Here is a 23542-nt window from a genome sequence, read left to right on the forward strand (position 1 = left end):
ATGAGATATATCGCGTCTTTGGATGGGGGCGGCACCAAGCTGAGCTGCCTGATCGCCGACGAACGAGGGAAGCTTGCGGGGCGGGCGACCGCGGGATCGACGAACTCGCAGTTCGATACCGTCGACGAGATCCGGTCGGCCATCCGCTCGGGGCTGACCCGCGCGCTGGAGTCCGCGGGCATCGCAGCTTCGGACCTCTCGGCAATTTATACCGCGATGCCCGTTCTTCAGGCAGAGATCGTCGAACGAGCGCTGGACACCCTTGCCGGCGGGAATACGGCCGTTCATATCTCGGACGAATTCACGCTGTCCCTGTTCGGCGCTATTCAGGAGCGGTACGGGAGCCTCGCGCTGGCGGGCACCGGATCGTTTGCCGGCGTGCGCAATCAGGACGGCTTTTCGGCTGTCGGCGGTTGGGGCGCCATGATCGGAGACGAAGGCTCGGGGACGTATATCGGCCAGCAGGCGTTGGCAGCTTGTTCGCTCATGGCGGACGGGCGCGGACCGTCCACGGTGTTACTGGAGCGAATTTTGCGCCTGTGGAATGCGCCCCGCCTGCTGGACGTCATGATTATGCTCTATGCGGCGAAGCTGAACGCGCAGCGCAAGCTCGTCGCCTCTCTCTGCCCGCTCGTCGGACAGTGCGCCGCCGAGGGCGACCAAGTGGCCGCTCGGATTCTGGAGGATGCTGCCGGACAACTTGCCGACCAGATGGTGCACTTGATCGGGAAGACAAGCGCGCAAGACTTGCCGCTAACGGTATCGGGCGGAGTCTGGAAGTCCAGTCCGCTGCTGTTCCGCTCGTTCGGCCGGCGCGTCAAGGAACGCTACCCGGACATCGCCCTGATCCCGCCCAAGTTCGACCCCGTCGTCGGTGGCATCTTGCTCGGGCTGGAGGCGCTTGGCATGGATGTCCGGCAGTTGGCGGATGCTTCGTATGACGACTTCGCATTTCCCATTCTGCCATTGGATTAACGGTCTCCCGTCTGTCTCCCGTCTGTCTCCCGTCTGTCTCCCGTCTGTCTCCCGTCTGTCTCCCGTCTGTCTCCCGTCTGTCTCCCGTCTGTCTCCCGTCTGTCTCCCGTCTGTCTCCCGTCGATCTGCATGCGATTGCGGGAACCGCCTACCACGCTTCATCCCCTCCGGACATTCTCGCCTGTACCGTGCGGGCGTATTCGGACGGACTCATGCCGACTTCCTTCTTGAACGCCCGAGAGAAATAATGAAGGCTCGCATAGCCCAGCTTAACCGCAATTTCGGACATATTGTACGATTCTTCCCGGATCATCGCCTTGGCCCGTTCCATCCGCATCCGTGTCACGTACTCCATAACGGGAACGCCCGCAAGCCTGCGAAAGACCCCCTGGAGCCGGGCCCTCCCGATGAAAAACGCGCCGCAAATCGTTGCAACGGCGAGCTTGTCATGCAGATTGGCCCGGATGAAGGCAACGATGTCGCGGTACAGCCGCTCGTCGCCGTTCTCGAGCGTCGCCGGGCGCAGGACGGCGGGTGACGCTCGATTCTCCTCCATCACCCGCAGCAGGCGGATCAGAAAGATTTCCAGATAACCGCGCAGCAGCTGCTCGCTGCCCGTCTTGGGGCGTTCCAGCCGCTTCAGCGGATAAGTAAACGGGAAGCAAAACGTATGCCGCGCTTCGCCGATGATCTGCGCGAGCAGCTCCCGTTCCGTTTCTCCGAGCCGGAGCACCTTGTTTTCAAACAGCTTCATCGCCGCGGAACCGCAATCGAAGGTGATGACGATCGCATTAAGCGCCAAGCCTTCGACCGCACGGAACTCGTGGAACTCGTTGGGCTTGTGGAAAATGATCTCGCCCTGCCGCAGCGTATGCTTGACCCCGTCTGCGCCGGCTACGATCTCTCCCCGATCCAGATACAGCAGCTCCCAAAAGTCGTGCTTCTCTCCGCCGAACCGGAAGTTTTTCCCGAGCTCCAGATAGTACAGCGTAATCAGCCGATTTACGGTGATCAGCTGCCTCAGCTGCGTGCGTTGATAACGACGGACGCCTTCCTCTGCAATCGCCAACTTGCCATACCTCCCGCTCAAGCTGCTTATAGATCAAATCGCGGTGCGCATTGTGTAAATCCAAAAGCCTGGAATGCTTCTATACTACGAGCATACGAACGATTCAACAAGCCAAAGGGAGTGTCGAACATGAATATCGGCGTCATCGGCTACGGGCTCAGAGCCCGGCATATGGTGCAGGTCATGCTGAAGGAGGATCCCTCGTGCCGTCTCGTCGCGGTTGTCGATCCGAGGCGCGAAGAACGCGACCAGGACGCCGGCTTCCGGTATTACGCAACGGTCGAAGATATGCTCCGGGATGCGCACGTCGACGGTATCGTCATTGGCACTCGCTGCTCGCTGCACGTGGAAATGGCGCTTAAAGTGCTGCCGACAGGCATCCCGCTGTTTCTGGAAAAACCGGTTGCGACAACGCTATCCGATCTGCTGCGCCTGAAGGCCGCCCACGAAGCATCGGACTGTCCGGTCGTCGTGTCGTTCCCGCTGCGCGTGACGACCATCGTCAACACCGTGAAGGAAATCGTGGATTCCGGCAAGATCGGCACCGTAGAGCATGTGCAGGCCATTAACAATGTCCCGTACGGCGGCGTCTATTTTCATTCCTGGTACCGCGATCCTTCGCTGACGGGCGGTCTGTTTCTGCAAAAAGCCACGCACGATTTCGATTATATCAATGCCGTGCTGGGCGCGTCGCCGGTCGAAGTGAGCGCGATGACGTCCAAGCAGGTATTCAGGGGAGACAAGCCCGCCGGCTTGAAATGCGTCGATTGCGAAGAAAACCGGACTTGCCCGGAAAGCACGGCGTTTCTGCCCCAAGCGGATGCCTGGCCGCATTGCTGCTTTGCGGAGGATACCGGCAACGAAGACTCGGCGAGCGCGCTGCTGCGCTATCCCTCGGGCATGCATGCCTCCTATTCGCAAAACTTTTTTGCGCGCCGCGGGGCCGGCGCCCGGGGTGCGCGGTTTTTGGGCTACAAAGGAACGGTTGAGTTTGACTTTACGACCGGCAGGATTAAGGTATTCATGCATCATACGCCCCGCGTGGAGACTTACGAGTTCGAAAACGACGACGGCCACTTCGGCGGCGACAACGTGCTGGCCCGCAACTTTATCGGCATGATGGCCGGCAAGGAGCGGCCGATGTCGACGCTCGAAGACGGCCTGCTCAGCGCGCTGTCCTGTCTCAAGGCGACGGAGTCGGCCGCCACCGGGCAGTTCCGCGCCATCGGCTGGGACCGGCTATGAGAATCGATGCGCACCTCGCGTTTACCTCCTCGCGTTTACCTCCTCGCGGTACCTCCTCGCATCGTGGCTTCGCCGAAATGCCTGCAAATATACATGTATTTGGGCCGATAGCTCCCCTTTTGGACAGGATAGATGCAAATACGCAGTTATTTTCCTCGGTCAGGCGAATTTCCGGCTTTCCGCTCTGAATTACCTGCATATTTGCAGGCATTTCATCGAGCAGCGTTGGTCGGTAGAAAATACATGTACCCATGCAGGTTTTTGACCCGCAAAGCTTCCGCATCCGAAAAGGTCCGGCGCGCCAATGGCGCGCTTGCCTGCCTACGAATCGCCGCCTCCCAAGCCATTGCCGCCTCCCAAGCCATTGCCGCTTCCCGAGCCATTGCCGCCTTCCGAGCCATTGCCGCTTCCCGGCCATAGCGCCTCCCGGGTCAGAAAGGAAAGCACGTACAAAAAGGAACGCCCAAACAAGGAAGTCCTCCCACCTTTTCGTTAACTCTTCGTCAAACTGTCCACGACGTTGTCCACGACATATTGCAGCTCGGCCTCCAGCGAGATCGGATCGCTGTAGATGAAGCCCCGGGTTTCGTTTCGGTACACGCGGCCGTTTTTCACGGCGGACTGGTTGTTCCAGAACGAATCCTGGAACACAGGCTCCGGTTCCTCGCTTCCCTTCCGGCCGCTGATGAAGATATAATCGCCGGCATATTCGGACAGCAGCTTCAGCATCGGCATAGCCCAGCCCGCGCCCCCAAAATCGCAAAAATGCTTGAAATAACAGGACTGCAACGCCAAGTTGACAAGACGCAACCGCCAGTCGCTAGCTTGCGGAAAAGGCGCTTTATACAATTTTTAAAGGCTGACTTGCGGAAGTTCAGCACACTTAACCGGAATCGGGAGGATAACCATGACGAAGGATATGTTAAAATTCGTGGTAGAACATCTAAAGGACTGGGACCCCCTGCTTCAGTATGCGGGGATATTGCTGGTCGCCGGCATCCCGTTTGCCGAAGCGATGCTGGCCACCATGGCCGGAACCGTACTCGAGCTGCCGGTTGTTTGGATACTCCTGCTTGGATTCGTCGGCAATTTACTGTCCGTGCTGACGATCGTCGCGCCTTTCCATGCTTTATTCCGCTGGTTGAGGAATCGTCCGAACAAAAAATCGGGATTCGTTCACCGTCGTTCCGAGCGGGCGCGCGAAATCTTCGATAAGTATGGCGTGCCGGGACTCGCTCTGATCTCGCCGTTGATCGCTTCGGGGCATATCGCCGCCTTCACGTCTTTGGCTGCCGGTACGGGAAAACGAAAGGTGATTGTGTGGCATATCGTCAGCATCGCCGTTTACAGCGTGGTCGGTTTGGCCGTCGGCCTTTTCCTGAAAACGAAATTGATCGAATAGCAAGCCATGTAATCGCGGGCTGGGGAGGGTTTTAAAGGGTGACATTCGGCGAAAAGCTGGTGAGTCTGCGCAAAGAAAAAGGGTTGTCGCAAGAAGCGCTGGCCGAACAGTTAGGAACGACCAGGCAAGCGGTAAGCAAGTGGGAGAACGGTCAAGGATATCCGGAGACAGAGAAGCTGCTCATGATCGGCAACGTCTTTGAAGTATCGATGGATTTTCTGTTGAAAGATGCCGTAGAACCGCGCTCGGAGCGAGAGGCGGGCTATTACGTCAGCAAAGAAATGGCCGAGGGATACTTCGTATATTCCCGCAAGTATGCCCGCTCCCTCTCCTTCGGCATCTTCTTTTTGGCGCTGGCCTTTGTGCCGTACTACTTGTTCGATCGGGACGTGGCTTATTACTTGCTTCCGACGGTTATTATAGGTACGATCGGCATCGGATTTTTGGCTTCCACCGCGCTTTTTGAAGAAGTGTCGTACAAGATCTTAAAGCAGGAACCGCTCCTGATCGATCAGCCGTTCCTGCAGGAAATTCGACAGCGCTACGCACACTTGAAGCAAAAAAACAGACTGTTCATTCTATCCGGCATAGCCGTCTTCACGGCCGGATGCTTACCCGTCGTACTCGTTCGCAAGGAAATTGTGGCTTTTGAAAATTTAATGTCTTACTATCCGCTGTTTTTTGTGCTGATCGCAGTCGGTCTATTCATCATGATCCGGCACTTCACGCTGTTAGAAGCCTATCGTCTGCTCGCAAACAACGACGTGTACACGCGCAGGTTCGGCTTCAAGCTGCGTCGCAAGATGCTCAAGAAGTTCGACGACCTGTAGGTCGCGCATGCGACAGGCAATCCGACCAACCTTCCAGAGCGATTTGAGCCGGCGAACAGAATGACTTCAAAAATAAAGCCCATGCGTTATCGGCGCATGGGTCTTCGTTTTGATTCATATCAATCACGATTTACAGCTTCCTTAGCTCGTCCAGAATATCCTCCGGCGCCAAGCGCTTCATAAAATCCGGGTTGACGTACGCGGACCGGACGATGCCGGATTCGTCGATCATGAAGGTGGACGGAATGGGCAGAATCCATCGGTCGGTCGCGTTGTACTCGGCCAGATCCATCTTGAACTGGTTCGACATCAGCTCCTGAAGGTATGACGGCACGTCGTATAAAATATGGTAGAAGGCGGCGACCAGACCGTTCGTATCGCTGAGCACCTCGAACTGCAGATCTTCCTTCTCTTGATGGGACAGCGTGTTGTCCGGGCTTTGCGGGCTGACGGCGATGAGTCTGGCGCCCAGCGCGTGAATCTCCGGGAGCACCTTCTGGTAAGCGCGAAGCTGCGCGTTGCAGTACGGACACCAGCCGCCGCGATAGAAGGTGAGCACGACAGGTCCCTTAGCTAGCTCGTCGTATAAGTGGACGGGGATACCCTTCGCGTTTTTCAGCGTAAAATCCTTTGCCTTCTGCCCTTCCTGCAAGCCATATTGAGTGCCCGACTCCTGCTGTTCCCGGATCGAACGGAACATCGCGGCCTGGACCTCCATGGGCGAATGCGCGACAAATTGCTGCTTCATTTCTTCCAGCGTTTGATTTAAGGACATGGATGATTCCCCTCCTATGTGATCACTCTATTATTTCATAAATCCAATCGCGAGGAAAAGGATGCCAAGCGCGATCGAAACATAGCCGGCAACTTTTTTGACGGGACCGCCCCATTTTGCCAATCTGCGCAGAATGGAGATGGAGAAGACTGCGACAGCCGCGAGAATCACGCCTTTCCCCAGCGAATAGGCCGTCATGAGCAGCGCGCCGTGCAGCGGACTTCCCTGGAGCGCAATATAGCCGATCAGCGCAAAAAAGATCGGGATCGCGCAGGGCGAAATGACGAGTCCGTACGGAATGCCCAGCTTGAATGCGGCCGCGGGGCCTTGCGAACGTTCCGGCCGGTTCAACGACTTTTGGAATGTCGGCATGGCGAACGAAATGACGCCAAGCAGCTGCAGTCCGGCCAAAATATCAAAGATAGGCGGCACCCAGGTCAGCAAACGATATTTTTCAACAAAGGGCAGGAACTGTTGGCCAAGCAGCGCGATGATCAAGCCGACCGCCAGCGAAGTGACAACCATGCCCAGAATAAAGTTGATCGCGATCAACAAGGCCCTTCTTTTATTATCGGCAGCGCCTCGCTGAACGTAACCCGCGAACATCGCCAGCACAGGCAAATAGCAGGCCAATACCGCGCTTACGATGCCGACGATAAACACAAGGATGTAGGTCGAGACGGAAATGCCGCCCGTAATCGAAAAATGATATAAATCTTCCATATGCGTCTCCTTTTATCTAGCGTTCCTCTTCATAATCGAGCCATGCATACACGCGTTCGCGAAGCTCGGACAATTTGGGCAAAGTGCCGAATTCCGTTTTCCCATTGATGAGAATCGCTCCGGCGCTGAAAATGTTCAGTTGCTGAAGCCGCTCGAACGCATCGACCACATGCAGCTCCCGAACCTCGATTTGCGAAAATTCCGCCGCCACCTGCTTAACGAGACTGAGTGCCTTTTGACAAACAGAACATCCTGGTCCGGCCGACACCACTTCGATTAACAAAAGCCCCTCCTCCTTCACTCCATTCTGTTCACGATCCTCCGTGCAAAAGGAAGATTAGCTTTGATTATAGAGATCGGACTGTTAAATCCTTGTTAAGAAACGCGGCGAAAGATTGCATAATTTTCCTCGCATCGCGGAAACGCGAATGCTATGTTATTCTCTGTAGCAGGAAGGAGTGGTCGTATGCGAATTCTCATCGTTGAAGACGAGGAGGACCTCTCGCGTGCTTTAGCCAAAGGTTTGAAACGGGAAGGTTATGCCGTGGACTGCGCGCTTGACGGACTGACCGGGTGGGAGCTGGCGGACACCAACGAATACGACGTGATTCTTCTCGATATCAATCTGCCGGAACTGGACGGCATCTCGCTATGCCAACGCATTCGCCGGTCCTCGCACCATCACGACGTATGTATCCTCATGCTGACCGCGCGCAGCCATCCGGACGAAGTGGAAGAAGGACTCGATTCAGGGGCGGACGACTATCTCCGCAAACCCTTTGTTTTCAATGAATTGCTTGCCCGTATCCGGGCGCTCCTGCGGCGGCGTTCGTCCGTGAAAAGCACGGTTCTGCGCTTCGACCGGCTCACCCTGGATTCGAAAACCAAAGAAGTATGGTTCGAGAATGAGCTACTTCCGTTGACGAAAAAAGAATTCGGCTTGCTCGAATATTTGATGCTCCATCCCGGCGAGGTCATCTCGTCCGAGCGGCTGCTCGAGCATGTGTGGGACATCCACGCGGATCCGTTTTCCTCTACGGTCCGGGTTCATATCAATTCCTTGCGCAAGAAGCTCTCGCTCCATGATCCGGCGGCGGGCGAAACCTATATTCAGACCGTTCAAGGTCATGGATATCGATGGGCGCCGCGCGCAGCCGGAGAGAAAGAGGCCACGACATGAGACGTTGGAACCGTCTATCCCTGCGCTCCAGATTGACGCTGTTCGCCATTCTTTATCTGGCGGCCATGCTGATCGCCTATACGGCCTTGGAGTCTTTTTTCTCGGCTACCGGGATCGTGTCGGAGCTGCAGGGGCGGATCATCAGCCTACTCGTCGCGCTCGCGGGCATGATTCTCAGCGCGCAATGGCTCGCATCGATTATTCTTAAGCCTGTGAAACGGATGAGCGAGACCGCTGCAGGCATCACCGCAACCACGCTCGACAAACGATTGGAGATCGACCAGCTTCACGACGAATTGAAGAAGCTCGGCATCGCGTTTAATACGATGCTGGACGGGCTGGAGCGCGCCTTCGATCAGCAGGCCCGCTTCGTATCCGCGGCCGCGCACGAATTAAGAACGCCGCTGTCCATCCTGCGCACCAATCTGGAAGTGTCCGGAGACAACGATGGCATCGATCCGAGCGATTGGCAGGATTACAGGGCGACCACGGAGCGGACGCTGTCGCGGCTGGAGTCGCTGACGGAGAATTTGCTGCTGCTGGCCGACGGATCGTACGATCGTACGGAGCGCGAGCACCAGGTGGTGGAGCTTGCCGACATCCTTACGGATGCAGTCTCGTTTATGGAACCGATGGCAGTCGAATACGGCGTGAAGCTCCAACTGGTAGAGCCCTGCTCTGCGTCGGTTAGGGGGGACGAAAGCTTCTTGTTCCTGGTGTTTCGAAACCTGCTGGACAACGCCATCCGCTACAATCGGCCGAACGGGAGCGTTACGCTGCATGTTGCGCATGAAGATGGGCGCGTTGCGGTTCGGGTGGCGGACACGGGGAAAGGAATATCCCTTTCGAACAGGGAGTTGGTTTTCGAGCGGTTTTATCGCGTCGACGCTTCGCGAGCGCGCAGGCATGGCGGGGCCGGCCTGGGCCTGTCGATCGTCCGCCATTTGCTTGGCTTTTTTGAGGGAACCGTTGAATTGGAGAAGAGCTCGGAAGAAGGAAGTGTGTTTAAGGTATTGTTGGTGCGGGGTTAGGCGCCTTCGCGCGCCGACAGGCAACCGAAGCGCTGCTGGATACTCGGGAGGTTCATCGTTTGAATAAAGTTGCAATGCAGCTAAAAAGTGCAAAGAGACTGCCGCGGCAGTCTCTTTGCTTTGCAGCTTTTCATTGACTATAGCCGGACTGTCGAGGAAACCCTGGATGAAATCTCGAACCTCATTCGGCTTTTTCATCGATGAGGAAATTCATTCAGCATCGAATTTTCCGATATACGCCATCCCTAAAGCAGAACCGATTGCCGAACCGTCTATTTTAAATGGTTCATATACGATCAAATCGAGAATAGCGTTTGCCGTGGGGGATACTTGCAGTTCGTCGACTTTTAAAATCATACTTTCCGCAACATTAAAATCTTCCACTTGCATAATTATCATTTCGTCCAGTTTTTCCTTTTTATTGCTATAGTAAAAATGAATATTTACGATTGCATCTTCATCGATGTTCAATTTCTTAATTTCTTTTCTTACCGCTTCAGATGAATGTATCGATAGCGTCTCGCTTTCTCCAACCCATAAATAATGAACGACAGCACCGCCAATTTCATGATTCGGGGTATTTCTGTTCACCTTGCCCAAGTATGTTGTGCGTATGGATTTTGACGCGCTCTCCGTGCTTAAATCCTTGTCTTCGTAGGCGATCAGCGCATTCACCCGATCCAACCGATGCCGATTCCACAACCTCCCGAGCTCTTCTCTGTCGGCAACAATCGCATCGACAATGCGATCTGCATCCACTGATTTTCCGTAATATTGTAACTCTATGTAGTCTTCGTCATAGGTGTCCAGCTCAACTTCCTTGCAAAATTCACATCTTAGCGCAGGACTCGGTTCTGCATCTTCTTCTCCGCCTGTTGGCGGTTCATTATCATAGATGGCCCAAGCTTCTAAATATTTTTCCTGGTCTACAAATTTCTCAAACTCTTCTTCAGATTCAAAATATCCTACCCAAACGTGCATGCTAGGCATCATTCAAATCTCCCTTGCTTGTATTTGATCCTATATTATACAAATACATTTAAGAATGCGAGCTTGCGAGAAGAGGATCCTGAGAGAAGCGGCCTGCGAGCTTAATCCTTTGGCTTCAAGCTGTCGGCTGACCTCGCGCCATGCGATCATAGTGGCGGGTATCGACGCACTTAAGGTAAAATAACGTGGCAAGCGCCATGAAGGCGCACGGAAGGAGCGGCCTGTATGCATGGACAAGGACGCGCCGGCAGCCGAATCGGCTCGCTCTCCAGTCGGCTCTCGGGAGAGGCGCACTGACGTGGCAGCGGCGTATACGGCCGGCTTGTGGGTCGGCATAATAGCGGCGGGAGCGGCGCTGCTGGCCGTGTTCTCCATCGTCTGGCACAGCTGGCGCAACGGCATCTCGCCGATGCCGGCGTCCGGCCCCGCCCGCCGTGCGGTAGCGGCGGAGCTGCTGCGGCTCGGTCCGCGCGGCACGGCGGTAGAGGCCGGCTCGGGTTGGGGCACCCTGGCGCTGCATGCGGCGCGGCGCTGTCCCGGCTGGCGGCTGATCGGCATCGAGAACTCGCCGCTGCCGTTTGCGGTGTCGCGGCTGCTGGCGAGGGGGCGGCCGGGAGTGCGGTTCATGCGCGGCGACTTGTTCGCGTACCCCTACGAGGACGCCGACGCGGTGATCTGCTACCTCTATCCAGGCGCGATGAATCGCCTTGCGCCGCTGCTCCGGCGGCATCTGGCGCCCGGCGCCTGCGTCGTCAGCGTCTGCTTCGCGCTGCCGGGCTGGACGCCGGTGCGGACGGTCGTCTGCGCCGATCTGTACCGGACGCCGGTCTATGTCTATGTCCGCTAGGATGGGGAGATTACCGCGATCCGTGCATGCACCAGCGGGCTGCCGCTGCCTACGAATGTCGTCCGTTTCGGAATGCGCGCTTTCGGCTAATTCATAAAAAAGATGAGGGAAGGGATCTTTATATGAAGAAAAATCCGTTCATCCTTTTATTCGCTTTGACGGCGATGCTGTTCGCGATAGTGCCTCTTCCGTCTGCACATGCCGATTCGCCCGTCACCTCCACCAATTTTTACGTCGCGTATAAAGACGAACCGATCGTCCAGAAGGCCCTTCAAGCGGGCGGCATGACGGCCGAACTGGCGGCCTACCTAGCCGACGAATCTTCGCCGCTTGCGCTGCGCGCCGCCGTCATTAATGCCATAGGCTGGGACACCGAGCCGACCCATCGCGCGGAAGCCTATGCACAGCAGGCGTACGGCAAGTCGCTTGCAGCGATCAAGCAGTCCGAGCTGCGCGGCGACGAACGCTTTGTCATCGGCTACTTGCTGGCGATGGACGATTATCTGGATACGCGCGAGGCGGAGCAATGGCTCGAGGACGCACGCCGGCAGCTGCCGGACAGCTTCACCGCTGCGTTGATTCATGCCATCGTCCAAGCGCAGGAGGAGATGAAGGACGCCGGTTGGCCGCAAGTGTGGAAAGCCGTCGCAGACGTGGCCTTCGATCCGGACTTGAAGATGGATATGCGGCCTGAAGCCGCCAAAATCATTATCGATTATATGGTATTGTACAGCGACAAAAAGGTAATCAACCCCTTTGCCGAAGAAAGTCGCCTTACGCTTCGAATCGGGGATCGCGACTTCAAGCTGAACGGCGAGACGTTCGAGATCGATCCCGGCTACGGCACGGCGCCAGCCTTGATCGATGGCAGCGCCTACCTGCCGGTTCGTTTCTTGACGGAGGCTGTCGGCGGAGACATTCGCTGGGAAGCGTCCACGCACACCGTGCGTGTAGAGACCGCCCATGTATCGATGAAGCTGACCATCGGCGAAAAGACAGCTGTGGTAAATGGTGAGGAAAAGCAGCTGCTTGGCGCTCCATACCTCTCAAACGGGCGCACCATGCTGCCGTTCCGCTTCCTCGGAGAAGCGCTCGGCTTTGACGTCTCATGGGACGCAACAACGCGCGAGATCGGTCTGACGTTGAGCTCGCAGTGGCATAAATAATTGGATAAGAGCTCGGAAGAAGAAAGTGTGTTTAAGGTTACGTTGATGCGGGGTTAGGGAGATCGCCATCGTTATCAAGACTGCATTATGAAATGGTGACAGTAGCTATCTCCCTCCCAGCCCATAACTTGAAGCTGTATCCTGATTCAAGCAGGTGCCACGGTGCCTCATCTACGATAAAAGCTACATCCGCATGGTTTGCGATTCATCGACCACTTCTGTAACGCGAACCAAGACAGTCCACACATCGCCATGAATGATCCTGCCAACGACCTCTCCAAATATGACGACAATATCGCGAAGCCATTCGTTTAATGGGAATTTGTTCGGGTCTTTATCTTTATCCCATTCAATGATGGCTTTGCGGTGTTTTCTTTCCATCCTATCCTTCAGAATTAGCCCCTCGAAAAGCTAATTATCGGTTAGCGGATCAGTAAGTCCAGTTTTTTAATTACCTCTGACAGAATCTCTGGTGGCACTTTACAAATGAACGCTGCCTGTCTTGATTGCCAGTCGAGACTTTTTACCTGATCTGCCAGGATGACTCCTTCGATTGGCAAATCCTGCGGGATAATTACTTCGAACGGGTAGCCCTTTTGCTTGGAAGTTACCGGACAGAGCAAGGAAAGTCCGACCTTACCATTATAAGATGCAGGCGAAACGACCAAAGCCGGGCGTTTACCTGCCTGCTCATGCCCTGCTTGCGGGTTGAACTGCAACCATACCAAGTCGCCGCGATCCGGTACGTATTCTTTGCTTACCATGCTTCCCGTCCTTGTGGCTTACCGGTAGGAATCTCAGTGTGGACATTATCCGGCGTGATTTGGGACAGCAGCTCATCGAGCGCTTTCGACTTCGGCTTGATTACAAGGTGACCGCCTTCAATATCCAAGTCGATTTCGGTTCCTTCCTCGATCCCCACCTTCATGGCAAGGGATTTCGGGATGCGAATGCCGAGGGAATTACCCCACTTTTGGACCTGAAACATGTTACCGCCCCCTAAAATGTATAAACAAAGTATACACATAAAGTCATTAAAAAATCAATTCGAGGTGGCGTATGATTGGAAGTGATTACCTAAAGCACAGAGCAAGAATAATGTTTCTGATAGGCGAAAGGAAAGGTGATTGAAGGAAGAAATAACGATTGCGGCGAAATGACAACTGTCGTAAACGGCGAGGAAAAGCAGCTGCTCGGCGCTCCTTACATCTCGAACGGGCGCACCATGCTGCCGTTCCGCTTCCTCGGAGAAGCGCTCGGCTTTGACGTCTCATGGGACTCCGCAACGCGAGAGGTCGGTTGACGCTGGGCTCGCAGTCGCACAAGTAATTGGATAAGAGCCCGGAAGAAGGAAGTTGTTTAAGGTTACGTTGGTGCGGGGTTAGGGAGAGCGGCATCGTTATCAAAACCGCATTATAAAATGGTGACGTTAGCACTCTCTCTCCCAGCCCATAACTTGAAGCTGTATCCTGGTTCGAGCAAGTGCGGTGCCTTGTCTACGATAAAAGCGACATCCGCGTAGGTGCGCGATTCGTCGATCACTTCTGTGACGCGAACCAAGACAGTCCATGCATCGCCATGAATGATCTTGCCGACGACCTCTCCAAATATAACGACAACATCGCGAAGCCATTCATTTAAGGGGAATTTGTTCGGGTCTTTATCTTTATCCCATTCAATGATGGCTTTGCGGTGTTTTCTCTCCACACGGGTTGCCTCCTTTTTATGTACGTAAATGCCAATCATTGTCCTCTGCTATTTTATTTACTCGCTCTCTTCTTTAGTTTTCGTAGAGCAAACGCTCTCGTATCTTCGTAGCTGTCATACGAGCATTCTTCCAGTATCTCTCGAGGAAGTATTTTTCTTTTAGCCATTTTTTGAATCAATGAATTTCTGCAAAATGAACACAGCGTTTGTCTGTACATGTAGAAAAAGACGGATGGATCAATTCTAACGGATCGGTTATCCAATAGATCTTCTATCTTCATAAAAACGCCATGCCAGCCGTTATCCTCATAAGATACTGTCAGGCCTTGAAGACCTTCGACAAGAATGCTTTCACTTTCAGGCTTATAGCAAGCGCACAAAAGGCTCAGTGCATTTGCGAGCTCTTTCTTTTGCGTAATCAGGTTTATCGCGAAGCTGTTCGTCCGTTCTGACGGTAAAAGCTGAAGCATCTCAAAAGCAATGTCTCGTATGGACCGATCATCACTTTCTGTAAGGTCAAAAACAATCTGTTAGCCCAATGGGAAACGAACTTTCTTGAACGTCCATAATAGGCCTAGTTTTGTTGCCAAATCGGATTCTTCAATAGCACGCTTTGCTAACTTTACTAAGTCCGTATCTGTAGCCACTTTGGCATACCGAAGTGAAAGCATCCGGCTTCGAATGGGATTTTCTCTTGCGGTTTGAATCAGGTTTTCTAATGTCGGTGCGGGAATACCCTCTTTATTTGGCGTCTCTGAAGGTGACACAGCCATCAGAAATGCATTTATTTGTTCCGATTTAGCCGCATTTTTCTGTAGATATTTATCGACACGTTTGTCTCCAAACTTATTTTTTGAATTCGCGTAAAACCAATCTACTTGAACGGACTTGCTGTTCTCTAGGATGCGTTCGCCAAGCTGTGTAACAATGCTCTTAAAAGCAGAAAACTCATCTATGGACGTGAGCCATATACAAAGCCATTCTAAATTATTCTTTTGTTTCCGAGTAGTACGTTGTGAAAGTGTTCCCAGCAAAATACGATACTTTTCATATAATGTGTCCCTGGCTTTCATGCTGCCATCCATAGAAAATGAATCTAAAAGCTCGCACAGCTGATTGAATAATCCTGCATCCAAATTTTTTCTCATAAATCTTTGGATGATGGCTTGCTCAAAGAAATCCCGATCTTCAAATAGGCCAATTGCTTCATACAAAAAAATCCCACGTCCCCCTTCGCTTTGCATGTCATAGCAAGTATTCCGAATCAAATCCCTTTAATCCCCTTCAAAATTTTACTATATTTCTAGATTGCTGAACGTTTAAGTTCTCGACAATATTTATAGTACAAAAAAAGACCAAGGCTACAAGCCCTAGTCTCAACCCCAATCTCCCCTTAGTCTTTCAAAGCTATCAAGATGGAATTTCCATATAAAGGACATGATTTGCGCAACTATCTATTTCTTCTTCTTCGAATTGCTGGCATTTCTTCGTAATAAGATTTCAAATGATTGTCTAAACTCCATATTCTTATTGACCCTATTGCGGGAACAATATCCTTATACTTTTTGTATACTTGCACTATCGAAAGGTCACCGATTCCAATCTCCATTACTGCATGCTCGACAACTGCACCTGATATTTCTAACAAATCTTCACGCTCGAACTCTTGACCAAAATATGTCCACGGAGCCTGATCATTCACCGTTCTCTTAATTAATTCAGACATTGTTTGAGCTCGTTCTCTTCTCAAATTGCCATCAGCAATATGTGCAATATGATTACCCGTTTCAATTATAGTTGCCAAGGGTAGAATCAATGTTTGCTGATTATCTTCTTGCAAAAGTGCCAGTTCTACAATAACTTCTCGATGGTTCTGATTCATGTGGGGAATGTTGATTATATTGCACAGGATAGAAGTGTCGATAATACTCACATGCATTCCTATACTCCCAACCAGCCTAAATCATTGCTGCTGTTATCTGGCTTCTTTAATGCTTTTACCAATTCATCTTTCACAGTTAGGTCGCCTAAATTACCTTTTGATAATAAGGTAGGTAAAGATTCAATATCTGGCAAAGCATAAAATTTGCTCGAACCATCATTCGGATCTCTGTAACATAGAACAACGCCTAATAACTCTTCTCTCGTAAGTGCATTAAGCAAAGTAGGGTTATGCGTTGTGATAATAACATCGATTTGCTTTTCTTGGGTTAGTCTAGATATGGTTTGAATTAACGTTTTGATTCTGCTTGGATGAATTCCATTATCAACTTCTTCAATTACAATCATACTGCCTGGCTCTTCACTGATTAGAGAAGATAATATTGCCAAATATCGGAGTGTACCGTCTGACAATCGCTTTGCCTCAACAAATTCAGAGCGCTCTCCATACCGTTCTTTTAATCGAAACATAACATCGCCAATTGAAGTTTCAATAAATGAAATATCCAATATCTCATTTTCCGGCAATTCTTTTAATGCCTTTAACAGACCTTTTTTGTATTCTTTATTCTGGCATAATTGATACAGTACGGAAGATATATTGTCAGCTGTCGGCCTCAGTTCGTGGTCACTCATTCTTGAATAATCTCTCATGCGACTAGGGAGCGGATCTAAAAATAAGATCTTTCCCAAGCGCTCTAAAACTAAATTAATATAAGTAACATTCTTTTTGTTATTTTCGGTTGTCACAGGCATTTTAGATGATAGTTGAGCTAGTATAGAAACAGAGCGAATACATGTAAGCTCGGGATTTCTACCCTTTCTTCCATTATTGTATTCGACGTTAATATCACTAAATTCATCAGATGTATCTTTCGTTTGAAAAATGACAATCGTTTTTGCATTAGAAGAACGTTTATACAGATGTTCTGCAAGTATAAAAACTCGATTGCTGATTTTTATAGTGATTGAGTATTCAAGATCATAATTTTCATCGATATCCACCAAACAGCCTAATGTAAAAGTATCCGTACCAATCCTAGGGCAGCCTATACTTCCACCTCTGATTTCACTGTCAACATTTTTCGATCCATCAAGTATTACTGCCAGTTCTCTCCCGGATGATATTTCGGAAAGAATCTTTATTCCCTCAATCCCATTAGTCTTACCACCTGCGTTGGTACCGATTATAGAAGTTAATTTCTCTATTTCTAAAATTGATTGATCAAAGCTTTTGAAGTTTTGGAACGAAAAACTTTTTAGCATTTTCCCCCTCCTTACCATTGTATCGAACTTCCTTCACATACTACTCATTATAACAGATTACATTCACTGCCAAACAAGAAAGGCTCCTCTTGCCTTCATTGCTAATAATGTGAATTCTGGATAACCAACCTGCTCCGAAGCATACTTATATGGCTCTCAGGATATATGCTCAGAGCCAGAAGCCCCCTGCAAGCTCTATCTTAAAGTTTTCTTTACGTTTCATATATCGACAAATCTCCCCTGATAAAATGGAAGAAGGAAAATCGATATTATCCTTCAGGGGGACAAACGATGAAGAAAAAATTTGTGGGTTTGTTGATGGCGGTGCTGCTGTGCTTTCACTTTTCGGTCAGCTTTGCAGCAGGCGCAGCGAAGACTTCAGCCGACTTTTCGGACTTGCAGGATCTGGATGCTGCGACGAAAGCCAAGTTCGATGCGTTGATCTCCGCCGGTGTATTCAACGGTGTGAGCGAAACCAAATTCGGTATCGGGGATGAGATGAATCGGGCGCAATTTGCTAAGGTTGCAGCGTTAATTTTTGATTTGGAGGTAAACAAGGACGCAAAGACGTCTTCGTTTAAAGACGTCAAAGCCGACGATCCTGCAAATGGATACGCGTTGCCGTTCATCGAGGCGGTGAAAGCAGCAGGGATCACGGAAGGCTATGGCGAGGGGATTTACGATCCAGCCGGCAAGGTGACGAAGGAGCAGCTCGCGACGTTTCTTGTTCGCGGACTCGACATGAATGAGGAAGCCAAGGCAACGCCAGGCGTGAATGATGCTACTGTATCTGACTGGGCGAAGGGGTATGTCGCCTTGGCGTTGGAAAAGAAATTGTTGGATAACGGATCAGACGGACAGTTCGGCGGTCAAACCAACGCAACGCGCGATCTGCTGCTTACGGGCGCATTCGAAGCCCAGTCGCAATACACAGCACAGGTAGAACAAAAGAAGAAAGAGGAAGAAGAAAAGAAGAAGGAAGAAGAACTGAAAAAAGCCGAAGAAGAAAGAAAAAAACAGGAAGCGCAGTCATGGTCTCCAACTCCGCTGCCGGTACAGCAGGAGGAGCCGACTCCAACTCCCCCGCCGGTACAAGCTACCGTTGAGACGCCTGCGGCACTTCCTGCAGGCGGCGCTGTGACTCCGGGAACGCAAGTTACTTTGACTTCGGCGACCGCATCTGCGGCAGTGTACTATACGACGGATCTCAGCGAGCCGACCGCTTTCAGCACGCCGTATACGGGACCGATCGTCATTACAAGCAGTACGACGATCAAGGCCATCGCCGTTAAGCCCGGTTCGACGAATAGCACAGTTGCGAGCTTTGAATATAAGGTCGCGATGCCAATCGTTTTGCCGGACTCCATATCGCCTTCAACTTCGGCTGAAGGACAACCTTATACCAGCAATGTAGCGAAGCTGTCCGGAGGAACGGGCGCCGTTACTTATGTGGTGACGAGTGGCGCACTGCCTGTAGGGCTGACTTTGAATCCAAGCACGGGAGAGATTTCCGGAACGCCTAGCGTGAGCGGTGATTATAACTTTACGATCAGCGCGACGGATTCGGCAGCGCCTCCAGCAACAGCAACCATGCCATATACGGTTACGATCGCGCCTTCACTTTCCAAAACGGCACTCGCGTTGATTAATGCTGCATCGGAGTCGGGCGATTGGGACCATGTTGACTTAACGACTTTTGCCGAAGCGGGTGTTACGGGTGTTACATCCGAGAACTTTTACAGCGTCCAATATTACTTGGATCCTGCTGTATCCACGCATTCGCCCCTTCCAAGAACATTGGCCGACATTCAAGCGATTGTTGACGAGACGATTCAACAAATGACGGTAGATGCCATCTATGCCTATTTAAATCCTTTCGGCGGAGGATCCGCCCCTACCGTAGAAGCATTCGCTCGCGCCGGCATCACCGGTGTGGATGCTGCCAATTTGGACGCGATATTAGATGAACTTCGTTTGGCCTATCAGGAGTCCAGGAACGATCCTTTTGGAACGCCGATGTCTACGAAACAAGATATTCAGGACGTTGTCGATCGTTTCTTGACCGTATAAAGTAATCTAGAAAAATAGCAGCGCAAGGGAGGTCATCCCTGCGCCGCTATTTTTTCAATATCCATCTCACCCCAGCGAGGCATACTTGCTCGATCGCATGAACGCCCGATGGGCTTCCTGGATCGCATTCGTGCGCATCAGCAGCTCCTCGGAGCCGCCTTGCTTCAGTTGCCCGGCAATCTGCATCAGCTTAAACGTGTTGTAATAGTTCGCATCCGCTTTGCTGCGGCTATGCTGCAAGGTGTCCTCATATGATTGGCGTTCCATCGAGAGGCTCATCGCTTGTTGATGTAGATTGGGATCATGTCGCTGCAAGTAGTCCAAATCGTCTGTGCGCAGCTTCTTGCCTAGCATGAGTGTGTTTCGAATAGATGCCACGCGCGACTCATCCTTCGTCTCGCGTGCGTCCTTGTATGGTTGCATCGTTTTCAAATATTCACTGATTGGCTGCCCGGATTTTATATTCACGCCATTCCCCTCCTAAATACGAATAAGCGTTGTACAAGCCGCTGCTCCCCCTCGACCGTTTCACTCAAAATGACCTTTAATCCAATTTAACATAGTCGTTTAACCCTTTAAATGAAACGTAAAGAAAACTTTAAATTTGCGCAGTAACGGATTTCCATTCATGATGCTATCATTAAGCAATCAACCTTTTCATAGCGCATCTTGTAGATTGGGGTCGACTTCATGATGAGGGGTATTCTCCGATTCGGTTCTCGTTCTATCCTGCTTCATATCGCCGTTGTCGTTGTTGTCGGTATGGTCGCAAGCTATGCACTCGTGGCTGCACCGGACTCCCCTAAGTTTCAAAGTGAAAAAGGCATGCTGGATTTAACGCAGGTTCATGTCAGCGAGCATCCGATCAAGTTAAACGGGGAATGGGCGTTCTATTGGCAAGAGCTGCTGTCGCCGGCGGATATACGGAGCCGTATGGAACGAGGGGAAAAGGAGAATCGATATATCGACATCCCCGGATCCTGGCTGGGCTACCCGTTGGATGGTCATTCGCTCCGAGGAGAAGGCTTTGCAACCTTTCGGCTGGTCATCCGCCTTAGCGAGCAGGATCGGAATGCGCGGCTTGCGCTGCGGCTGCCTACCATTTTTCATGCGTATCGATTATGGGTGAATGGAGAACGGCTGGCCGAGGTCGGCGTGGTCGGTCAGGACAAGAGCGGCGTGACGCCGCGTCTGTCAACGAAGCTGGTATTCTTCCAGCCTGCGGACAACACAGTAGAGCTGGTTATGCAGGTAGCCAACTTCCATCATAAGCGAGGCGGCATCACCAAGTTTATAGAGCTGGGCGGCAGCGATACGTTAACGGTCAGGAAAAATCTGAGCGAAGCCTCGGGGATGTTCGTAACGGCAAGCCTGCTGGTGATCGGCTTGTATAATCTGCTGTTGTTCGTGCAGCGACGCAAGGACAAGGCGACGTTGTATTTCGGTCTGTTCAGCCTGTTGTTCGGTATCCGATCGTTGCTGGTCGGCGAGCTCATGCTTACGCAATGGTTTCCTCATTTCCCGTGGGAACTGCAGTTCAAGATCGAATATCTGATTCTCTGCGTCAGCGGTTATATCATCACGATGTATTTTGATTGCATTTTCCCGAATTATGTGTCGCGATGGTTTCGTCTTGGCAGCCGGATCGCAACGGGCGCGCTCTGTCTGGTTGTTGCGGCCACCCCTGCGCTCATTTATTCAAACTTGTTACCGGTAATCGGCGTGATTGTTGTTCTGCATATGGTGTATCTCATGGTTGGGCTGGTTTATTCAGCTATGCGGCGGAAAGAGGGAGCGCTAATCTTCCTTGTGGTGTCGGTGATTGCTTTAGTTACGGTTATCGACGACCTTTTATATTTTAGCGAATGGTCGCCGATCGGCAATACCTCTCCGCTTGGTCTGTTGATATTTACGATCGCCCAGATGATGCTGCTCTCTTCCAGATTTACGAGGGCGGCATCTAACGAGGAGAGAATTGCGCGCGAGCTTCAGGACGCCAACCATAAGCTGACGGAAATGAATGCGAATTTGGAACGGACCGTTCAGGAACGCACGCAGGCCTTATCCGCAGCCCACGACGATCTTCGCGCATCGTATGACCGGTTGCTTCACTCCGAGCAAGGGAGGAAGAAGCTCCTTGCCTATATTACGCATGATCTGCGCATGCCGCTGTCCAGCATGCTGGGATATGTAGAGGCCGTACAGGACAGGGTCAAGCCGGAACGCAACGAACAGTACCTAAAGTATATCCGCGATAACACGATCAGGATTAACCGGATGATCGAGGAGCTGTCCTTCCTGTCGCATTTGGAGACGGGACAAGTCTCGTACCGAATGGAGCCTGTTCCTGTGGTTCGTTTCTTGCGCGGTTTTTTTGAACAATATGAGCTGGTCGTGCGAGACGCAGGGTTGGATTTTAGGCTGGATACCGGAGATGCGGAAGCTCAGCGACTTCACTTGCCTATCGTCGAGATGGATGCGCAGAGATTAGAGCAGGCCTTGTTTAATCTCGTATCGAACGCGATGAAGTTTACCTCCGGAGGCGGGCTGGTGCGTATTGCGCTAGCTGTTGGCGACGTGAACGATACCCGATCTGCGATCATTAGCGTCCAAGACTCTGGCACGGGTATCCCTCCGGATCAGCTCGAGCAAATCTTCGATCGCAATTACAGGTATGATCGACCGGGCATGGAGAATGACGTAGGGGGCAGCGGGCTTGGTCTTGCGATTTGCAAAGAAATCGTACAAGCGCATGGCGGGACTGTAAGAGCAGAGAGCGACGGCAAGACGGGGTCGATATTCTATGTGTCGCTGCCTTGTATTGTAAAGGAAAGAAGGTGACGGTGTGGCGGACACGCACAAAATCATGATCGTCGATGACGATCCCCATATTTGCGAGATTGTTCAGGTGTATTGCGAGCGGGAAGGTTTCCTATCCGCCTACAGTCATAACGGGACAGAAGCCATGAAGCTGTTGGCGTCTTTCGAGCCGGATTTGATAGTACTGGATGTCCTGCTGGCTCATGAAAACGGGATTGAGTGGTGCAGAAACGCACGCAGCTACACGAATGCGCCGATCGTGTTTCTGAGCAGCCGCGAGGAAGACGAGGTGAAGATCAGCGCCTTATCCGATGGCGGCGACGATTATGTGACCAAGCCGTTCAGCCCGGGCGTACTTATGGCCAAGATCAAGGCACACCTGCGCAGAGTGTCGACGGGCAGAAGAGAACAATTGCTGGAGTTGCCGGGTCTAACGCTGGATTACTACGCACAGTCCGTCAACATCGGCAGTAAAACTGTCTTTTTATCTAAAAAAGAGTTCAGCCTGCTGTCCTATATGGCACAAAACGTGAATCGCGTCGTCACTGTAGATACGTTGTTCCAGCTCATCTGGGGAATGGAGAGTCTGGAGGATACGAGAACGGTCGCCGTACACATCAGTAACTTACGCAAAAAAATCGAGGTTGACCCTGCCGATCCAGAGAGAATCGTTACGATTCGGGGGAGCGGATATATGCTGGTTGCCGGCAGTGCGTTGCAGGCGCGAACATAGCGTGAAATCCGTGGCAGGCATAGATACAAACAAGCTAAAAGCCCTGGCGTTATTCGCTAGGGCTTCTCTTCTTATAACCCTTCGATAGGTCCGGATACTTGACCTCGATCGGCAGCCGCGGAATCTGTACCTTAATGATGAGGTCCGAGTAATCCTCCACTCTTTCCGTCATGTATGCGCGCAACGTGGCCCTCTCGACCTCGTATAACCCGCGCCGGCCAGCTACAGCATATGTAAAGATTAATTTTAGCCCGGAGCGCTCCGGTGTATCCTTGATCCAGATGCGGCGCTCCTTGAGTCTGCCCATTGATCGTTCCAGTTCTCCTTGCAGGAAACTGCCTACAAGCTTAGTGATAGCCGCTCGCGTGCCGGTTGCCTCTTCATGCTGCTTGCGCGCCAGCTCCATGAGCGTCATGATCTCGACGTGCTGTTGGATAAGCTGCAGATCTTCTGCTTGTGCGCTCATGAGATGTCACGACCCTGCATCGGCAGCGGCCGGCATGCTAAGATGCGATCGGCGTGCAGACTGCGCGGCGCGTGCTTAGACAGGTCGTAGGCAGATACCTTATTGTCGGTCACTGCAATCACCTTAACCGGGCGTTGCGTAAAATTGCCTTGCTGATCTTCATAAATCATCATAATTTCTCGGCTTATATACTTCGTGACGTCCATTCTGACCGCCTCCGTATAGAACGTATGTTCTTATAATACCCGGAAAGCTGGATTTTATTCAATAGGAGGCGGATTCCATATGGGTTGCAAATTGAAGTAA

Annotated in this window: 30 protein-coding genes; 12 read left to right on the forward strand and 18 right to left on the reverse strand. The window is 51.9% G+C overall.

From position 1 onward, the window contains the following. Complete coding sequence (locus tag KB449_RS23910) at positions 1-975, forward strand: N-acetylglucosamine kinase (protein ID WP_282910756.1); 975 nt, start codon at positions 1-3, stop codon at positions 973-975. Here KB449_RS23910 and KB449_RS23915 read toward each other — a convergent pair. Together KB449_RS23915 and KB449_RS23920 are read right to left on the reverse strand one after the other, a co-directional pair. Further along, positions 972-1130, reverse strand: coding sequence for a hypothetical protein (locus tag KB449_RS23915; RefSeq protein ID WP_282910757.1), 159 nt, complete (start codon positions 1128-1130; stop codon positions 972-974). The two genes, KB449_RS23910 and KB449_RS23915, sit on opposite strands and share 4 nt — an antisense overlap. Beyond that, the gene (locus KB449_RS23920) at positions 1124-2044 is read right to left on the reverse strand and encodes an AraC family transcriptional regulator (protein WP_282910758.1); all 921 of its coding nucleotides are present in this window, start codon (positions 2042-2044) and stop codon (positions 1124-1126) included. The genes KB449_RS23915 and KB449_RS23920 overlap by 7 nt, the downstream gene beginning before the upstream one ends. Positions 2045-2173: 129 nt before the next feature. Between KB449_RS23920 and KB449_RS23925 the strand changes: the two genes are divergently transcribed. Then, a complete protein-coding gene (locus KB449_RS23925) occupies positions 2174-3289 on the forward strand; it encodes a Gfo/Idh/MocA family protein (protein WP_282910759.1) in 1116 nt (371 codons plus the stop codon). Positions 3290-3610: 321 nt separating this feature from the next. Here KB449_RS23925 and KB449_RS23930 read toward each other — a convergent pair whose 3' ends face one another. Together KB449_RS23930 and KB449_RS23935 are read right to left on the reverse strand one after the other, a co-directional pair. Then, a complete protein-coding gene (locus KB449_RS23930; protein WP_282910760.1) occupies positions 3611-3760 on the reverse strand; it encodes a hypothetical protein in 150 nt (49 codons plus the stop codon). A 21-nt stretch (positions 3761-3781) separates the two neighbouring features. After that, entirely contained in the window at positions 3782-4024 is a 243-nt protein-coding gene (locus KB449_RS23935; RefSeq protein ID WP_282910761.1) for a TroA family protein, read from the reverse strand. A 172-nt stretch (positions 4025-4196) separates the two neighbouring features. Here KB449_RS23935 and KB449_RS23940 point away from each other — a divergent pair, with 172 nt between their 5' ends. Next, positions 4197-4691 carry a small multi-drug export protein gene (locus KB449_RS23940; protein WP_282910762.1) on the forward strand — a complete coding sequence of 165 codons (495 nt, stop codon included), beginning with the start codon at positions 4197-4199 and terminating at the stop codon, positions 4689-4691. A 38-nt stretch (positions 4692-4729) separates the two neighbouring features. After that, positions 4730-5521, forward strand: a complete 792-nt coding sequence (locus KB449_RS23945; RefSeq protein WP_282910763.1) for a helix-turn-helix domain-containing protein — start codon at positions 4730-4732, stop codon at positions 5519-5521. 130 nt (positions 5522-5651) lie between these two features. On the opposite strand, the gene KB449_RS23950 is transcribed toward KB449_RS23945, so the two are convergent. Genes KB449_RS23950 through KB449_RS23960 form a run of 3 tightly spaced genes read right to left on the reverse strand, consistent with a single transcriptional unit; the run spans position 5652 to position 7302 of the window. Then, the gene (locus tag KB449_RS23950) at positions 5652-6296 is read right to left on the reverse strand and encodes a peroxiredoxin-like family protein (protein WP_282910764.1); all 645 of its coding nucleotides are present in this window, start codon (positions 6294-6296) and stop codon (positions 5652-5654) included. Positions 6297-6326: 30 nt separating this feature from the next. Beyond that, positions 6327-7019, reverse strand: a complete 693-nt coding sequence (locus KB449_RS23955; RefSeq protein ID WP_282910765.1) for a cytochrome c biogenesis CcdA family protein — start codon at positions 7017-7019, stop codon at positions 6327-6329. A gap of 16 nt (positions 7020-7035) precedes the next feature. After that, positions 7036-7302 (reverse strand): thioredoxin family protein, encoded by a 267-nt coding sequence (locus tag KB449_RS23960; protein WP_282910766.1) that lies wholly within the window; start codon positions 7300-7302, stop codon positions 7036-7038. 183 nt (positions 7303-7485) lie between these two features. Between KB449_RS23960 and KB449_RS23965 the strand changes: the two genes are divergently transcribed. Both KB449_RS23965 and KB449_RS23970 read left to right on the forward strand, forming a co-directional pair. Further along, positions 7486-8199 (forward strand): response regulator transcription factor, encoded by a 714-nt coding sequence (locus KB449_RS23965; protein ID WP_282910767.1) that lies wholly within the window; start codon positions 7486-7488, stop codon positions 8197-8199. Next, positions 8196-9230 (forward strand): sensor histidine kinase, encoded by a 1035-nt coding sequence (locus tag KB449_RS23970; protein WP_282910768.1) that lies wholly within the window; start codon positions 8196-8198, stop codon positions 9228-9230. Before KB449_RS23965 ends, KB449_RS23970 begins: the two co-directional genes overlap by 4 nt. A gap of 210 nt (positions 9231-9440) precedes the next feature. Here KB449_RS23970 and KB449_RS23975 read toward each other — a convergent pair whose 3' ends face one another. Further along, a complete protein-coding gene (locus KB449_RS23975) occupies positions 9441-10220 on the reverse strand; it encodes an immunity 22 family protein (protein ID WP_282910769.1) in 780 nt (259 codons plus the stop codon). A gap of 298 nt (positions 10221-10518) precedes the next feature. Here KB449_RS23975 and KB449_RS23980 point away from each other — a divergent pair, with 298 nt between their 5' ends. Together KB449_RS23980 and KB449_RS23985 are read left to right on the forward strand one after the other, a co-directional pair. After that, on the forward strand, positions 10519-11067 hold the full coding sequence (locus KB449_RS23980; protein WP_282910770.1) for an SAM-dependent methyltransferase: 549 nt from the start codon (positions 10519-10521) through the stop codon (positions 11065-11067). Positions 11068-11189: 122 nt separating this feature from the next. Beyond that, positions 11190-12233: a copper amine oxidase N-terminal domain-containing protein gene (locus KB449_RS23985; protein WP_282910771.1), complete on the forward strand. Its 1044-nt coding sequence runs from the start codon at positions 11190-11192 to the stop codon at positions 12231-12233. A gap of 183 nt (positions 12234-12416) precedes the next feature. Here the strand turns inward: KB449_RS23985 and KB449_RS23990 are convergent, their stop codons facing one another. Genes KB449_RS23990 through KB449_RS24000 form a run of 3 tightly spaced genes read right to left on the reverse strand, consistent with a single transcriptional unit; the run spans position 12417 to position 13221 of the window. Next, on the reverse strand, positions 12417-12614 hold the full coding sequence (locus KB449_RS23990; protein ID WP_282910772.1) for a hypothetical protein: 198 nt from the start codon (positions 12612-12614) through the stop codon (positions 12417-12419). 41 nt (positions 12615-12655) lie between these two features. Further along, positions 12656-12997 carry an endoribonuclease MazF gene (mazF, locus tag KB449_RS23995; RefSeq protein ID WP_282910773.1) on the reverse strand — a complete coding sequence of 114 codons (342 nt, stop codon included), beginning with the start codon at positions 12995-12997 and terminating at the stop codon, positions 12656-12658. Continuing rightward, positions 12991-13221: an AbrB/MazE/SpoVT family DNA-binding domain-containing protein gene (locus KB449_RS24000; protein ID WP_282910774.1), complete on the reverse strand. Its 231-nt coding sequence runs from the start codon at positions 13219-13221 to the stop codon at positions 12991-12993. The genes mazF and KB449_RS24000 overlap by 7 nt, the downstream gene beginning before the upstream one ends. Before the next feature lie 135 nt (positions 13222-13356). Between KB449_RS24000 and KB449_RS24005 the strand changes: the two genes are divergently transcribed. After that, positions 13357-13536, forward strand: coding sequence for a copper amine oxidase N-terminal domain-containing protein (locus tag KB449_RS24005; protein ID WP_282910775.1), 180 nt, complete (start codon positions 13357-13359; stop codon positions 13534-13536). Between the two features lie 110 nt (positions 13537-13646). On the opposite strand, the gene KB449_RS24010 is transcribed toward KB449_RS24005, so the two are convergent. The 4 genes from KB449_RS24010 to KB449_RS24025 all read right to left on the reverse strand — a co-directional run bounded on the left by KB449_RS24010 (position 13647) and on the right by KB449_RS24025 (position 17147). Then, positions 13647-13940, reverse strand: coding sequence for a hypothetical protein (locus KB449_RS24010; protein ID WP_282910776.1), 294 nt, complete (start codon positions 13938-13940; stop codon positions 13647-13649). A gap of 530 nt (positions 13941-14470) precedes the next feature. Then, a complete protein-coding gene (locus KB449_RS24015) occupies positions 14471-15208 on the reverse strand; it encodes a hypothetical protein (RefSeq protein WP_282910777.1) in 738 nt (245 codons plus the stop codon). A gap of 182 nt (positions 15209-15390) precedes the next feature. Further along, the gene (locus KB449_RS24020) at positions 15391-15873 is read right to left on the reverse strand and encodes a hypothetical protein (protein WP_282910778.1); all 483 of its coding nucleotides are present in this window, start codon (positions 15871-15873) and stop codon (positions 15391-15393) included. A gap of 8 nt (positions 15874-15881) precedes the next feature. After that, complete coding sequence (locus KB449_RS24025; protein ID WP_282910779.1) at positions 15882-17147, reverse strand: AAA family ATPase; 1266 nt, start codon at positions 17145-17147, stop codon at positions 15882-15884. A gap of 291 nt (positions 17148-17438) precedes the next feature. Here KB449_RS24025 and KB449_RS24030 point away from each other — a divergent pair, with 291 nt between their 5' ends. Continuing rightward, positions 17439-19217: a chitobiase/beta-hexosaminidase C-terminal domain-containing protein gene (locus KB449_RS24030; protein WP_282910780.1), complete on the forward strand. Its 1779-nt coding sequence runs from the start codon at positions 17439-17441 to the stop codon at positions 19215-19217. A gap of 66 nt (positions 19218-19283) precedes the next feature. On the opposite strand, the gene KB449_RS24035 is transcribed toward KB449_RS24030, so the two are convergent. After that, positions 19284-19685: a hypothetical protein gene (locus KB449_RS24035; protein WP_282910781.1), complete on the reverse strand. Its 402-nt coding sequence runs from the start codon at positions 19683-19685 to the stop codon at positions 19284-19286. Positions 19686-19907: 222 nt separating this feature from the next. On the opposite strand from KB449_RS24035, the gene KB449_RS24040 reads away from it, so the two are divergent. Beyond that, on the forward strand, positions 19908-22058 hold the full coding sequence (locus tag KB449_RS24040; RefSeq protein WP_282910782.1) for a sensor histidine kinase: 2151 nt from the start codon (positions 19908-19910) through the stop codon (positions 22056-22058). Positions 22059-22062: 4 nt separating this feature from the next. After that, on the forward strand, positions 22063-22770 hold the full coding sequence (locus tag KB449_RS24045) for a response regulator transcription factor (RefSeq protein ID WP_282910783.1): 708 nt from the start codon (positions 22063-22065) through the stop codon (positions 22768-22770). Between the two features lie 49 nt (positions 22771-22819). Here the strand turns inward: KB449_RS24045 and KB449_RS24050 are convergent, their stop codons facing one another. Together KB449_RS24050 and KB449_RS24055 are read right to left on the reverse strand one after the other, a co-directional pair. After that, positions 22820-23236 carry a hypothetical protein gene (locus tag KB449_RS24050; RefSeq protein ID WP_282910784.1) on the reverse strand — a complete coding sequence of 139 codons (417 nt, stop codon included), beginning with the start codon at positions 23234-23236 and terminating at the stop codon, positions 22820-22822. Further along, a complete protein-coding gene (locus KB449_RS24055; RefSeq protein WP_282910785.1) occupies positions 23233-23442 on the reverse strand; it encodes a hypothetical protein in 210 nt (69 codons plus the stop codon). Before KB449_RS24055 ends, KB449_RS24050 begins: the two co-directional genes overlap by 4 nt. Positions 23443-23542 lie beyond the last annotated feature (100 nt).

Source organism: Cohnella hashimotonis, from assembly GCF_030014955.1.
GTDB lineage: Bacteria > Bacillota > Bacilli > Paenibacillales > Paenibacillaceae > Cohnella > Cohnella hashimotonis.